Origin of the sequence: Bacillus sp. 2CMS4F, from assembly GCF_023161785.1 — a bacterium.
In the GTDB taxonomy this organism is placed as follows: domain Bacteria; phylum Bacillota; class Bacilli; order Bacillales; family Bacillaceae; genus Bacillus; species Bacillus halotolerans.
The window spans coordinates 699,172-712,692 of the sequence record NZ_JALNTO010000001.1 but is presented as its reverse complement, the minus strand read 5'-3'; the positions used below and the strand labels follow the sequence as shown (position 1 = coordinate 712,692).

The following is a 13,521-nucleotide window of genomic DNA, read 5'->3' as shown; positions in this document are numbered from 1 at the left end:
TCTTTCTTTTATTTTATTACATGAGAATGGATATTTTAAGAAAAAATAAAGGCTGTCGAGATTTTCTCGACAGCCTGAGAGCTGACTGGATAAGTCAGCTCTTTTTCTTCAGCTGATTCAAAATAGCGGCAAGAGGTTCATCCTGCGGATTGCGGTAAAATTCATAAAACGGGCATCCGTGTTTCTTGACCCGGTCAACGACGGTATCGATTGTATACATTGCCGGTGTCAAAGATGGCTGCACCTCGTGCCAATACAGCGGCGCCGCTACGGTGCCAAGCTCGTTTCCCCTGGTGGAATAGGGGCAGATAATCGTTTTTCCTTCAGCATGCTGCAAATAATCGAGATACAATTTTCCATGCCTGTTTTTGATCAGGCGTTCGGTAGTAAATAGATCCGGAAATGCATTGGTACAATATTCGGCAATCAGCTGTGTAAATTGGCGTGTGTCCTCGTACGTAAATGCTTCTGGTGACAAGGGAATGTAAAGCTGAATCCCCTTGTTGCCGGAAAGCTTCGGATACGATGTGATGCCGAAGGATTCAAAGAGCCGTTTGAGTTCATTTGCTGCCTGAACAGCCATCAGAAAGTCATCTCGGGACGGGGGATCTAAATCAATGACAATCTCTGCGGGCCTTCTGCTTGTAATCGTTTGAAAAGGAACATGAAACTCTAAAGCGAGCTGATTGGCAAGCCACAATAAGGTGGACAGGTCCTTACAGACAACATGTTCATGGCTACCGTCAAAAAAGGATTGGACAAAGTCCGGTGTATAATCCGGCTTATTTTTTTGGAAAAAGGATTCGCCCCTTGATCCGTGCGGATAGCGAATAACCGTGACAGCACGGTCTTTGAGAAACGGGAACAGGTAGTCGCTGATTTCAATCATATACTGGATGAAATCTTCTTTTGTTTTTTTATGCTTTTCAAATATGATTTTATCCAGGCTTGTAAACTGCAGTTTTGGATGAACCGGCTTTGAGCGGCGCACAAGCTGTGCAAAGGTGCAGTCGGTCCAGTCCATTTGAAATTGAAATTTGACAAACGAAACCTCTCTTAGCGTGCCTTGTAAAATCGTTAAGTACTGGACAGTAGCGCAGATCGATGGTTCGAGCGTATATTCACCTGATGCTGTTTTATGTCCGTGCTGTTCCATAATCGCGCGTATTGCATTTTTTTCTTCCTCGCTCATCCCATGTGATACAGAGGCGACAGGCGTCATTACACCGTTTTTTAACACAGAAACCGTCAGAAATCCATTGTGAGGATTAAATCCTGTGATACAAACATCGGCATGTTTAAAGTTTTTATATTTCAGCCAATCAGATGACCGTTTTTTTTCGAGCCATTTGCTGTTGATTTTTTTTGCTACAATTCCCTCTCCGTCATACTTTATTACCTTCTCCCAAATCGGATCGAAGTGCTGGTAGGAGGGGATATACTGAATGGTTTCCTTTGCATAAAGATTTGGCTCAGCTGGGAGCTTTGCAGCAGACATCAGCTCATGCAGCGATGTTTTTCGGTCAATATAGGAATAAGTCGATACATCTTCTCCGCTTCGTTCCAAAAGGTCAAATGCGAGAAAGCAGCAAGGCCGAGAGTTTGCGGATTCCTGTATCTTGTCCGGCCGTTTCAAACGTCCCCGCACTTGAATATGTTCAAAATCTGAACGGAATGGATTCGCCAAAAACACGATTTCTCCGTCAAGTGTTAACGGAAGTTCCTTTTCTATATGCTGAAAAGCAGTTTCGGCAAAGTTAGCAATTTCAGGGAAGGTGCTGTTAAGTTCTAAGCCATTTCTGCTCGTTAATGTCACGCCTGACGGATGAATGCGGAGAATACAGCGAAACCCGTCATATTTTACTTCGTAACGCCATTCCGCTCCTTTTGGAGGTGACGCAGTAAGGACGGGCTGCATGGTAAACGCCATTGGTTATGATGTGCCGGAGACTTTTTTTCTAGTGGTTTTCTGCTTTTTTTCTCCGGCTCCTTTCGGTTCTCCGTCTTCGGCAGGTGCTGCCGCTGGTTTTTCCCGGTTCGGCCTTTTGGTTCGATCGATGCTGGCTTGAAGTGCGCTGACCAGGTCGATCACATCCTCACGAGGAGGCGCTTTGTCAGGAGTGACGGCTGTTTCTTTATTTTCCAGCTTATCATTGACTCTTTGCAGCAAGGCTTTTCGATACGTGTCCTCATATTGTTCCGGCTGAAATTCAGTTGTCAGCTCATCTATCAGTGTAATGGCGGTTTGCAATTCTTTATCATTTACATTTGTTTGATCAGGCACTCCGGGTACGTGGGCAGCACTACGGACCTCATCGGGATAATGGATGGATTCCATTACGATGCAATTTTCATATACGCGGAGAATGGCAAGCTGCTGTTTCGACCTGATCGTCATATTGGCGATCCCGATCTTTCCGGTGGATCGAAGCGCCTCGCGAAGAAGAGTATAGGCTTTCGTGCCGTTATCTCCGGGTCCGACAAAGTAGGAGCGGTTAAAATATATCGGGTCAATTTCCTGCAGCTGAACAAAATCGACAATTTCAACCGCTTTCTCTTCATGCTCCTGCTTTAAGCTTTTTAAATCTTCATCAGTCAGTACGACATATTTTCCTTTTACGTATTCATATCCCTTCACAATTTCGTCAGGGCTGAGCGTTTTTTCGCAGTTGGTGCACATTTTTTCATATTTAATTGGCGCATGATCTTCTTTATGAAGGCTTCTCAGTTTGATGTCTTTGTCTTCTGTGGCGGCATAAAGCTTGATGGGGATATTCACCAAACCAAAGCTGATGGATCCCTTCCACATTGTATGCATATCGATGAACCCCTTTTTTTCATTATTGTGGAGATGAGAGGGGTGATTCATGTGTAGTAACTTATGGGTATAAAAAACAGCCGGCGCTGTTAACGCGGCGGCTGGTTCAATATCAAGTGTTCAAGCTGTTCGGGCGGTATCGGCCTGCTGAAAAAGAAGCCCTGTAAATGGTCACAGCCTTTTTCGTCAAGCAGCTGTTTTTGGCCGGAGTTTTCCACGCCTTCGGCAATGACTTGTAAAGACAGCTGATGGCCCATGGCAATAATGGCGCCGGTAATTTGTTCTGATTTCGGGTGTGTCTGAATATCATCGATGAATGATTTATCGATTTTCAGCCTGTGGATCGGAAAGTCCTTTAAATAGCTTAGAGAACTATGCCCCGTGCCAAAATCGTCAATGCTGATCCTGATGCCTAATTTGGTTAAAGAAGATAGAACCTTTTTGGAGTGGTCAAGATTATCCATGGTCATGCTTTCTGTTACTTCAACTTCAAGAAGGCGAGGGGGAAGCATGTATTTAGAAAGTGTATTCTTGATGAGCGGAATCAGTTCCTCCGATTGAAACTGTCTGGCGGAAATATTAATGGCGACAGAAAGATCAAATCCTTTGTCGTGCCAGACTTTTGCCTGCCTGCACGCCTCATCAATAATCCACTTTCCAATATCAATAATAAGGCCGGTTTCTTCGGCAACACCGATGAATTCTCCAGGCGGACGCAGATTGCCGTCGGGAGTGACAAGGCGTATGAGCGCTTCAGCACCTGTCATTTTTTGATCTCTTGTACTGAATTGCGGCTGATAATGCAAGACAAATCTTTTGTTATCAATCGCTTCCCTCAGCTCCATTTCTTGATTAAGCTTGACGGTTTCTTTATTGCCGATTGAGAAAGAGTAGTATCTGTATTTGCTTTTGTTTCGCTCTTTGGCTGCATACATTGCCATATCTGCTTTTTTCATCAATTCAGGGCCGTCTGTTCCGTCTTTAGGAGAAATCGCAATTCCGATGCTGACGGATGTAATAAGGGTGTGTTCCTGAATTTTAAATGGCTTTTTGAATTGCTGAATGATTTTTTTAGCCAAAACATCGGCTTCGCCTGTTCCAGTATTGGCGTCAGTCAAAATAATAATGAATTCGTCACCCCCAAGCCGTGCGATAAATCCATTATCAGGTATAACGGATGAAAGCCGTTTAGCCGCGAGCTGGAGCAGCTGATCGCCGACATTATGGCCTAATGCGTCATTTATCACCTTAAACCGGTTCAAATCTAAGAAAAATACCACGGTGTTATAATCCAAGGCATGCTCGCGATTCAAGACCTTTGTTAAATGGGAGATCGCATGTCTTCTGTTGGGTAAATCTGTAAGAGAGTCGTAATGAGCCATTCTATGGATTTTTTTTCGGCTCTGTACTGTTTTGTCACATCTTTACAGATGACATATATGCTGTCCAATTCTTGGTTCACCTCAACAGGGATAAACGTAATATTTAAATGAAACTGGCCTTTGTCCGTCATGAGATTGGTATCGCTGTTAATGGCTTGCTTTTCGCCTTTGACCTGCTTAAAAAGCGCATTGATTTTTGGCGACATATAATGATTCCAATTTTGATGGTTTAGGCCGAAATTATTCATCATATCCTCACCAGCATGATTAGAAGAAATAATATCTCCTTTTAATGACAGGATAAAGATCGCATCAATATTATGAATGATTAAAGATTGAAACCGCTGTTCGTTATCCTTCATGCGTTCATTTTGTTTCATAAATTTTCGATCAGCATGAGAACTGAATAATAATAACGTTTGAATACAGAAGACGATTAAGGCAATCAGAATAGACCAATCGAATGTATGGACTTCCATATGATGGTCGGGAGGTGCAACATCCTCATAAAATGTAGCAGCCAACATTCCTGTATAATGCATTCCCGATATGCCAATTCCCATTATTAAGGCACTGATTATTTTATAAATCAGCAAATGGTCTGCAGGTTTTTTCATGGACAAGTCAAAGAAAATCTTTAGTGAGACGAAAGATGCTCCAATGGCAATGACAATGGATAATGTAAAAAGCAGCGGTTCATACATCATCATTACCCGGGAAATGGAAGACATTCCGATATAATGCATAGACGAAATCGATGCACCCAGCACCACCGATCCTGTAAGCAGTCTGTAAAAGGTTAGGATATAACGGCTGACGATATATAAAGAAACAAATGATCCAGAAACAGCAGCTGCAATCGAGGCAACTAAAGGCGCCAGTTCATAATGCATCGGCATCTCCGTATGAACAGCCATCATGCCGATAAAATGCATGGACCAAATCCCAAATCCCATAATGATAGAGCCTGCAATCAGCCACACCTTGCTTTTTAATCCTGTATGAATGGTGACTTTTCTTGAAAGTTCAAGGGAAGTGAACGATGCTGCACAAGCAATAAGAATAGATAAACATATGAGTGTTGTATTATACGTTGCGTGTAATTCCATATGGAGATTCCTCCGTGTGTTCCAGTCTTGTTGACTCTCCTTAATATCGGCTGTCAGCTAAAGAATTTCAGTCTATATGCCTGGAGAAATTGTCAGAAAAACGCTTGAAATGAAGATTCTCTGTTTTTAGTTCTGCTGACCGTCAAAAATATGTTAAAATCATTTTGATGTTTTGAGTGAAAAACAAAAATGTGTATACATAGATCAGGGAAAAGGGAAGTGAAGATGATCGAAGAATTGGTTATGTCCTGGATAGAAGCATTTAAAAGCTTATCTTATTTCGGAATTTTTCTGGCGCTCTGTATTGAATTTATTCCGGCCGAAATTGTCCTTCCGCTTGCAGGGTATTGGGTATCGAAAGGTGACATGACGCTTGCCGGCGCTGTTCTGGCAGGATCATTAGGAGGAGTCGCCGGTCCGCTCACCCTGTATTGGATCGGGCGTTATGGAGGCAGGCCGTTTCTTGAACGTTTCGGAAAGTACCTCTTTATAAAGCCTGAGGCTCTTGACAAATCGGATGAATTTTTTAAAAAACATGGCGGTTTTGTCGCTTTCAGCGGCCGCTTCCTGCCGGGGATCCGCACACTGATTTCCATACCATGCGGCATCGCAAAAATGAATGTCTGGGTGTTTTCTCTTTACACGTTTATCGCCATGCTGCCGATCACATTTGTTTATGTATATCTCGGTGTGAAGCTCGGGGAAAATTGGAAAGACGTTGGCTCTATTCTAGACCAATATATGCTTCCGATCGGGATCGCTATTTTGATCTTGTTTGTTCTTTATTTACTGATAAAGAAGAGAAAAAAACGAATTCAGTCTGAACATTTTTCAGTTTTTTTAAAAAATAAGCGTTGACAAATAAGCTCTCTCCGCATATCATTGACATATAATATGATATTTCTTGAAATCCCAAAGGGGAGTAGCGTCCGGAATGTTCCGGAAACAAAGTCGTCATTTCATGGATAGTGATATCCATCGGCTTTGTTGGCATGCCTGAATTCATGTCTAGCAAGACCTTTGCCTTATGTCGGCAAAGGTCTTTTTTGCATGTCCGGCCGGCATAAGATCGGATGAAGAGAAAGAAAACAACTTTTTTGGGAGGGTATCATTTATGGATGCAGCATTATTATTGGAGTATGGTTGGGTTCTTCTCGTCTTGATCGGGCTGGAAGGTATTTTAGCCGCTGATAACGCTTTAGTGATGGCGGTTATGGTAAAACATTTGCCGGAGGAGCAAAGAAAGAAGGCATTGTTTTATGGGCTGGCAGGTGCCTTTGTTCTGCGATTTGGCTCTTTATTCGCTATTTCTTTTTTGGTGAACGTATGGCAGGTTCAAGCCATTGGCGCGATCTACTTGCTGTATATTGCAGCAAGCCACTTGCTCAAAAGATATGTATTTAAGAAAGAAGACAATCATAAGGTGACGAAGCAAAGCGGATTTTGGCCGACTGTATTAAAGGTTGAGCTGGCAGATATCGCTTTTGCTGTTGACTCCATCTTAGCGGCCGTCGCTCTGGCCGTTACGCTGCCGGGAACTTCACTTCCAAAGATCGGCGGACTTGATGGAGGACAATTCTTCGTTATTTTGGCCGGAGGCATTATCGGACTGGTGATTATGCGGTTTGCGGCATCGATGTTTGTTAAGCTTTTAAAGGAACGTCCAAGCCTAGAAACAGCAGCTTTTGTTATTGTCGGATGGGTCGGGGTAAAGCTTGCTTTATATACACTCGCACATGATGACATCGCCATAGTGTCCTCGCACTTTATCCACTCAGGGACATGGAAGCTGATTTTCTGGGGTGTCTTAGCGGCGATCGCAGTTTGCGGCTGGTTTATGTCAGGCTCAAAAAAACAGGCGGAAGACGCACAAAACGAACAAAATGACAGAAGCCAAGAAAGGGCTTAATCAAAAAGACTCTGCTGAAAAGCAGAGTCTTTTCATGTTTGAAGCGTTTTCACAGACGAAATAAAATAACATTTTTATAACAGCTTTGTTACAAAAACCTCTTTTAAAACCCCCAAAATTCTCTTTAAAGGCACGAAATCCTGTATAGTACGTGAGAATGGATTGTCATAATTGAGACATTGGAAATCAATATTTCTTTTTCTCCTTTGCGATTCCCTATCAAATTAGCTATCATTAATGAGTAGTTATAGGGAGGAACTGAGGTGAAACCAGTGCTTAGCCTTTTGTTTAAATTGGGAAAAAAGAAGCAAACGCTTGAAAAATCTGTTGAAAGCATACAAAAAGGCAATAAAGATCTGCAAAACGAGTTGATACAGCAATATAAGCCATTTATCGCAAAGACGGTTTCATCCGTTTGTAAACGATATATAGATGAAAAAGACGATGAATTCAGCATCGGACTGATTGCATTTAACGAAGCTATTGAAAAGTACTCACCTGAAAAAGGAAATTCGCTGCTCGCATTCGCAGAGCTTATTATAAAAAGAAAAGTCATTGATTACATTAGAAAAGAAGCAAGAACCGCTCAAAATATTAATATGGATTTACAGGAGGGTGACGATCAGGAATCCTCACAAAGCCTGATTGAAGCCGAGCTTTCTATTGATGAATACCGCCGCCAGATAGAACAGGAACAGAGGCGGGAGGAAATTCTGTATTTTCAAAAGCAGCTCAGAGACTACGGTCTTTCATTTCAAGAGCTGCTTGAACATTCTCCAAAGCATGCGGACGCAAGGCAAAACGCCATAAAGGTGGCGCTCACCCTTGTCGAGCATGAAGAATTAGCTGCGATTCTTTATACGAAGAAACAGCTTCCTGTTAAACAGCTCGAACAGCTCGTTTCAGTAAGCAGAAAAACGATTGAGCGAAACAGAAAATATATCATTGCAATGTGCATTATCATTACCGGTGATTATATTTATTTAAAAGATTATCTTAAAGGGGTGCTGCACTCATGAGAAGAGGGATCATAGTAGAGAAAAATAAAAAATTCGTCACGTTGCTGACCCCTGACGGACAATTTTTAAAAGCAAAAAATGATCGCCAAACATATGAAATCGGAGAAGAAATCATGCTTCCGAGTGAGACACGCATGGGCAGAAGGGCCAGCTTTTTTGATGTTTTAAGACTGCGCCCTTTCAAAATGGGGATTTTTTCGATGACTGCTATTATGCTTTTTATTTTTATTATCCTCCCCGTTTTCTCTAATGACAAGGCCTATGCGTATATGACAATAGATATCAATCCAAGCTTCGAAATGGCGATAAACAGCGATTACGAAGTGATCGAACTGACGCCCTTAAATGATGACGGCAAGAAGGTTATCAGTGACATCGATGATTGGGAGGAGACTGATTTTAAAAAGGTGATAGACGATATTATTACGGATTGCAGCGAGCATGGATATGTAAAGGAATCGAAAGAAATATTGATTTCCACTGTTTATGAAAATACGGATGACGATACATATAAATCAGGAGTAAAAAAGCAGCTGAATGATGTAACGGAAAAATATAAAACGACATACCGCATGGAATCTCTCGAAACAGATATGAAAACGAGAGAAAAAGCAAAAAAAGAAGGCGTATCAACAGGCAGCTACATAAAATCGAATGAAAAGAATAACATGAAAGATCCAAATGAAGATTCTCAAAAATCCGGGGAAGAGGATCAAAAAAATACCGGCAGCGAGGAAGAAAACACGGATCAGACAGACGATCAGGACAGCAAACAAGGAGAAAATGAACAGCTGGATGATACGGATTCACAGAAAGAAGATACAACTGACACGCAGAATGATGATAGTGAACAGAATAAAGATGTAAAGGAATCAGATGAAAACACGAAAGTTGAAAAAGATGGGGATACTGAGCAAACCCCTACACAAGTTCCTCAAGATAACGGAAATGAAGAAGAAGACAATGGTGAACAGAATAGCAAGAATAGCAAAAATCGCAAAAATTGGAATAACGGTGAAAAAGGAAAGGATCATTCCTCATCTAATCGGGATAATGCTTCTTACCACCGTAATCCAAATGGCTACAGCAGCAATAATGAATCAGCTCAAACAGAAGATTCGCCGAGTGCCCCCGGCGAATAGAGTCCTGAGTTTATTTATTTGTGCCATTTAGCTGTGATTGTGCCTGCTGAACCAGACGCTTTGTCATTTCCCCGCCTACAGAGCCGTTAGCGCGTGAAACTGTATCAGAACCAAGGTTCACACCGAATTCTTGAGCCACTTCAAGTTTAAATTGGTCTAGTGCCTGCTCCACCCCTGGAACAACGAGTTTATTTCTGCTCGCCATCTTTTTTCATCTCCTTTTTCTATTAAGAAATTCTTAACGCGTATTTAGTTTGAAATGTACGGGGTTTATTTATGCTGGCAATTGTTGTGGGGGAATAAGAAACCCCCGGCAATTTGCCGGGGGTACATCCTGATTACAGTATGTCAGCGGTCATTTTGTTCGCGGTCGCCTGAATATGGAACGTCAAAATGGAGAGAACTGTAATGGCAATAATCTGCCTGATTTTGAGCCATTGGGCGTCACTCAGCTCTTCAAAATGGTGACGAAAAAGATCTGTTTCCTGTTCGACAATCTGCTGGAGATTTGATTCCTTCATGGAAGGAGTATCTTGGTGATAAATGGCATGCAGCACATGCGCGCAGCTTTCATAGTACGCTAACGGGCTGATGACATCATCAGATCTGTCTGAGATGGTGTTAAAAGCAACTTTTAAGATAGCTCGTATGTGTTCAAAGTCATAAATGGATTTTAGGTCACGTACAATTAAAAGAATCACTGCCTGTTCAACTGAATACTTTTTACCCAGCTCAGGATGGCCAATGAGATCTTTGATATCGCGTTTCACCCAATTTTGAATCGCGGTTGACTTTAACGAAGTCAGCTCGCATAAATTGCCAAGCTCAACGATTTCGTTGGTTGACAGGCCGTATTCTTTTTTCTGTTTTTTTCGTTCATATCTTGTAAGAAATTCTGGAATTTGAAGATGGCTTGCAGCTTCTTCCGCTGACATATTCGCCGATTTAACGAGAATGTCGAGCGGGCTAATGTCTCCCAGGCCTTTAAGGGAATAGAGCAGCCGTACCATCTCAATACGAGTGAGTTTAAAAATAGTCATTGTTCACCTCTTCAAGACAATTTGACGCGGATATAATCTCTATGTATAAATGCACTATTAAAGCGTCAGTAATACATTAACATCATACGTCTAAATCCTTGCATTTTCAAACAGATGTTTTATAATTTAAATATACAGGTTCATTTGATCTTAAAAATAACGGAGGTTATTATGGCGAAAAGAATTTTTCTGTTTATTTTAACGAATATTTTGGTGCTTACAACGATCGGAATTGTTTTATCTGTCATAAGCTCTGTCACTGGAGTTGGGACGTACTTTACAGCTGATGGCGGTATAGATCTTATTGCGCTTCTTGTATTCAGTTTAGTCGTCGGTTTTGTCGGTTCCTTTATGTCTCTTGCGATGTCCAGATGGATGGCAAAGACAATGATGGGTGTCAGAGTGCTGAATCCGGAGAAACATACACTTAGCCATGAAGAGCAGCAATTGGTTGACCGTGTTTATAGATTATGCCGCTCTGCCGGCTTAACGAAGATGCCGGAGGTCGGAATTTACCGCTCTTCCGAAGTGAACGCGTTTGCGACTGGCCCTTCAAAACGCCGCTCTCTTGTCGCTGTGTCGTCAGGCCTGCTTGATCAAATGGATGATGCTGCGGTTGAAGGTGTGCTTGCCCATGAGGTCGCTCATATTGCAAATGGTGATATGGTGACAATGACGCTTTTACAAGGTATTGTGAATACCTTTGTCGTCTTTTTATCACGGATTGCTGCATGGATAGCGAGCCGCTTTGTTAAGGAAGATCTTGCTCCGATTGTTCATTTTATCGCAATGATTGTGTTTCAGATTGTCTTTTCAATTCTCGGAAGCCTCGTTGTTTTTGCGTATTCACGCCACCGTGAATTCCATGCTGACCGGGGAGGAGCGGATCTTGCCGGCAAGGATAAGATGATTCATGCTCTTCGGACGCTTAAGAGCTATTCTTCCCGCATCATGGAAGAAGATCAGACAGCTGTCCAAACACTAAAGATTAATGGCAAGAAGCGGTCATCGCTTTTCTCTACTCACCCTGATTTAGATGAAAGAATCAGACGATTAGAAGCTAAATAAAATGAAAAACATCCTTCCTCTGAGAACCCTCAGAGGTTTTTTTTCTGTTTCACTTTGACTAAAATAATAAAAAAATATGCAAGTTAAGAAAATGTTTCGCAAAAGCCTTTAAAAATGGATCTAATATCTTTAGAATAATTACCGTACTTTAAAAGAGAGGCAGAAGGATTTCACATGAGATTAAAGCTTGGAAAATTGATACAGGCATTATCTCCGGCCCAGCTGATTGCATTATATTACTTTCTCGCAGTAACTGTGGCCCTGATATTGCTGAGTCTGCCGGCTGCCCATAAGCAGGGAGCGGATTGGACTTTTATTGACGCGCTTTTTACGGCTGTCAGTTCAGTCAGCGTCACGGGGCTGACGGTTGTGGATACAGCTGATACATTCAGCACTACAGGCATTTTTATTTTGGCATTTGTTCTGCAATTTGGCGGAATCGGGATTATGACGCTCGGAACGTTTATTTGGCTGATCATGGGAAAAAGAATCGGCCTTAAAGAACGGAAATTGATTATGGTAGACCAAAACCAATCCCAGTTTTCGGGTATTGTCAATTTAATGAAGCAGGTTCTTTTTCTTATATTGTGGATTGAATTTTTTGGAGGAATCATACTTGGCACTTATTTTTTAACCTACTATGATTCCTTTCAGGAAGCTTATTTACACGGGTTTTTTGCAAGTGTCAGCGCAACCACAAATGGCGGGTTTGATATAACAGGAAATTCCATGGTTCCATTCCGCCATGATTATTTTGTGCAGTTTATTACGATGCTTTTGATCATATTCGGAGCGATCGGCTTTCCGGTGCTTGTCGAAGTAAAGGACTTCTTGTTTTCAAAGCATCGGAGATATCCGTTTACGCTTTTTACAAAAATCACGACCATTATGTTTGGCTCACTCGTAGTGTTTGGCGCCATCGGCATCTATGCGCTGGAAGCGAGCCACTCATTTGCAGGAAAGGCATGGCATGATATTTTGTTTCTATCCTTGTTTCAATCAACAGCTACCCGAAGCGGCGGGCTTGCAACAATTGATATCAGCCAGCTGTCGGATCCTACGTTGTTTTTTATGTGCGCGCTGATGTTTATCGGTGCGTCACCAAGCTCAGTCGGGGGAGGCATAAGGACAACAACTTTTGCCTTGAATCTGCTTGCGCTGTTTCATTTTGCACGCGGCAATAAAGCGGTAAAAGTATTCAAACGGGAGCTGCACCCAGCAGATCTGATGAAGTCTCTTGTGGTCACAATGATGGCGATTTTGCTCGTTTTTGGAGCGACACTGATCCTTACAGTGACAGAAAAGCATTCTCTGCTGGAGCTTTTGTTTGAGGTATGTTCTGCCTTTGGAACGACTGGTCTGTCCCTTGGCATTACCGCTGATTTGAGCAACGTAGGAAAATGTGTCATTATGATCGTCATGTTTATCGGGCGGATCGGAATATTGACGTTCCTTTATCTGATCGGAAGAAAAGAAATTGAAGCAAATTACCATTATCCGAAGGAAAGAGTGATTATCGGATAATGAAACACCGCATCTGCGGTGTTTTTTTATTGCCAAAAAAAAGATGTGTGACCCGGCAACAGTTGGAGAACCTAACATAAACAGCTGCAGTGTTAATCAGCTGGCCTGCATTTTGAAGCGAAATAAAAATTAGAAATACTGACGAGGAGGATTTCTATGAAACGTAAGGCCGAGGTCGATGAAGCCATAAAAAATAACAATACACCGACTGAGAGTATGGACAGAAATGCATATAAGACTCAATATCACGACGACCCGAATTTCCGAGGGGCCAATCGCAATTCCAAACAAGGTCAGCAAGGAGGCGCGTGAACATGAAAAAGAACCAGCACAGCAAAGACATGCAAAATCATAAAAAGCCGATGAATAAGAAGGTGCTTGAGGAAGAATTCTCAAGTGAGCTTGGGGATTACAACGCCGGGAAAATCATTGAAACCCTTGAAGTAACAAAGCCGAAAAAGAAAAAAGAGAAAAAACAAAAATAAAAAACACCTCTTAGGCGGCATGCCG

At 42.1% G+C, this 13,521-nt stretch carries 12 protein-coding genes and 1 pseudogene; 8 read left to right on the top strand and 5 right to left on the bottom strand.

The features are described 5' to 3' along the window. Window positions 1-94: 94 nt before the first annotated feature. The 3 genes and pseudogenes from MTN95_RS03305 to MTN95_RS03295 all read right to left on the bottom strand — a co-directional run bounded on the left by MTN95_RS03305 (window position 95) and on the right by MTN95_RS03295 (window position 5,309). Window positions 95-1,930 (bottom strand): DNA ligase D, encoded by a 1,836-nt coding sequence (locus MTN95_RS03305; RefSeq protein WP_248336908.1) that lies wholly within the window; start codon window positions 1,928-1,930, stop codon window positions 95-97. Between the two features lie 3 nt (window positions 1,931-1,933). Continuing rightward, the gene (gene ku / locus MTN95_RS03300; RefSeq protein WP_483861562.1) at window positions 1,934-2,818 is read right to left on the bottom strand and encodes a non-homologous end joining protein Ku; all 885 of its coding nucleotides are present in this window, start codon (window positions 2,816-2,818) and stop codon (window positions 1,934-1,936) included. An 89-nt stretch (window positions 2,819-2,907) separates the two neighbouring features. Continuing rightward, a pseudogene (locus MTN95_RS03295) lies at window positions 2,908-5,309 on the bottom strand (bifunctional diguanylate cyclase/phosphodiesterase). A 189-nt stretch (window positions 5,310-5,498) separates the two neighbouring features. On the opposite strand from MTN95_RS03295, the gene MTN95_RS03290 reads away from it, so the two are divergent. The 4 genes from MTN95_RS03290 (at window position 5,499) to MTN95_RS03275 (ending at window position 9,379) form a co-directional block, all read left to right on the top strand. Further along, a complete protein-coding gene (locus MTN95_RS03290; protein ID WP_059335905.1) occupies window positions 5,499-6,167 on the top strand; it encodes a DedA family protein in 669 nt (222 codons plus the stop codon). Between the two features lie 256 nt (window positions 6,168-6,423). Further along, the gene (locus MTN95_RS03285; RefSeq protein WP_044156151.1) at window positions 6,424-7,218 is read left to right on the top strand and encodes a TerC family protein; all 795 of its coding nucleotides are present in this window, start codon (window positions 6,424-6,426) and stop codon (window positions 7,216-7,218) included. Between the two features lie 263 nt (window positions 7,219-7,481). After that, window positions 7,482-8,237 carry an RNA polymerase sigma factor SigI gene (gene sigI, locus MTN95_RS03280; RefSeq protein WP_024121148.1) on the top strand — a complete coding sequence of 252 codons (756 nt, stop codon included), beginning with the start codon at window positions 7,482-7,484 and terminating at the stop codon, window positions 8,235-8,237. Continuing rightward, window positions 8,234-9,379: an anti-sigma-I factor RsgI family protein gene (locus MTN95_RS03275; RefSeq protein WP_105955517.1), complete on the top strand. Its 1,146-nt coding sequence runs from the start codon at window positions 8,234-8,236 to the stop codon at window positions 9,377-9,379. The genes sigI and MTN95_RS03275 overlap by 4 nt, the downstream gene beginning before the upstream one ends. A gap of 10 nt (window positions 9,380-9,389) precedes the next feature. Here MTN95_RS03275 and sspD read toward each other — a convergent pair whose 3' ends face one another. Both sspD and MTN95_RS03265 read right to left on the bottom strand, forming a co-directional pair. After that, on the bottom strand, window positions 9,390-9,584 hold the full coding sequence (gene sspD, locus MTN95_RS03270; RefSeq protein ID WP_010333988.1) for an acid-soluble spore protein SspD: 195 nt from the start codon (window positions 9,582-9,584) through the stop codon (window positions 9,390-9,392). Window positions 9,585-9,717: 133 nt separating this feature from the next. Beyond that, window positions 9,718-10,419 carry a DUF1836 domain-containing protein gene (locus tag MTN95_RS03265; protein WP_105990701.1) on the bottom strand — a complete coding sequence of 234 codons (702 nt, stop codon included), beginning with the start codon at window positions 10,417-10,419 and terminating at the stop codon, window positions 9,718-9,720. Between the two features lie 171 nt (window positions 10,420-10,590). Between MTN95_RS03265 and htpX the strand changes: the two genes are divergently transcribed. The 4 genes from htpX (at window position 10,591) to MTN95_RS03245 (ending at window position 13,496) form a co-directional block, all read left to right on the top strand. Then, window positions 10,591-11,487: a protease HtpX gene (gene htpX, locus MTN95_RS03260; protein WP_248336904.1), complete on the top strand. Its 897-nt coding sequence runs from the start codon at window positions 10,591-10,593 to the stop codon at window positions 11,485-11,487. A 174-nt stretch (window positions 11,488-11,661) separates the two neighbouring features. Beyond that, window positions 11,662-13,011 carry a Ktr system potassium transporter KtrD gene (ktrD, locus tag MTN95_RS03255; RefSeq protein ID WP_024121152.1) on the top strand — a complete coding sequence of 450 codons (1,350 nt, stop codon included), beginning with the start codon at window positions 11,662-11,664 and terminating at the stop codon, window positions 13,009-13,011. Window positions 13,012-13,167: 156 nt separating this feature from the next. Then, window positions 13,168-13,323, top strand: a complete 156-nt coding sequence (locus MTN95_RS03250; protein ID WP_024121153.1) for a hypothetical protein — start codon at window positions 13,168-13,170, stop codon at window positions 13,321-13,323. A gap of 2 nt (window positions 13,324-13,325) precedes the next feature. Then, a complete protein-coding gene (locus tag MTN95_RS03245; RefSeq protein ID WP_024121154.1) occupies window positions 13,326-13,496 on the top strand; it encodes a hypothetical protein in 171 nt (56 codons plus the stop codon). Window positions 13,497-13,521 lie beyond the last annotated feature (25 nt).

Excerpts from the sequence above, each read along its gene's own strand:
- ktrD (WP_024121152.1), top strand. The coding sequence starts at position 11,662 with ATGAGATTAAAGCTTGGAAAATTGATACAGGCATTATCTCCGGCCCAG.
- MTN95_RS03250 (WP_024121153.1), top strand. The coding sequence starts at position 13,168 with ATGAAACGTAAGGCCGAGGTCGATGAAGCCATAAAAAATAACAATACA.
- htpX (WP_248336904.1), top strand. The coding sequence starts at position 10,591 with ATGGCGAAAAGAATTTTTCTGTTTATTTTAACGAATATTTTGGTGCTT.
- MTN95_RS03275 (WP_105955517.1), top strand. The coding sequence starts at position 8,234 with ATGAGAAGAGGGATCATAGTAGAGAAAAATAAAAAATTCGTCACGTTG.
- MTN95_RS03245 (WP_024121154.1), top strand. The coding sequence starts at position 13,326 with ATGAAAAAGAACCAGCACAGCAAAGACATGCAAAATCATAAAAAGCCG.
- MTN95_RS03265 (WP_105990701.1), bottom strand. The coding sequence starts at position 10,419 with ATGACTATTTTTAAACTCACTCGTATTGAGATGGTACGGCTGCTCTAT.
- MTN95_RS03290 (WP_059335905.1), top strand. The coding sequence starts at position 5,499 with ATGTGTATACATAGATCAGGGAAAAGGGAAGTGAAGATGATCGAAGAA.
- MTN95_RS03285 (WP_044156151.1), top strand. The coding sequence starts at position 6,424 with ATGGATGCAGCATTATTATTGGAGTATGGTTGGGTTCTTCTCGTCTTG.
- ku (WP_483861562.1), bottom strand. The coding sequence starts at position 2,818 with ATGCATACAATGTGGAAGGGATCCATCAGCTTTGGTTTGGTGAATATC.
- MTN95_RS03305 (WP_248336908.1), bottom strand. The coding sequence starts at position 1,930 with ATGGCGTTTACCATGCAGCCCGTCCTTACTGCGTCACCTCCAAAAGGA.
- sspD (WP_010333988.1), bottom strand. The coding sequence starts at position 9,584 with ATGGCGAGCAGAAATAAACTCGTTGTTCCAGGGGTGGAGCAGGCACTA.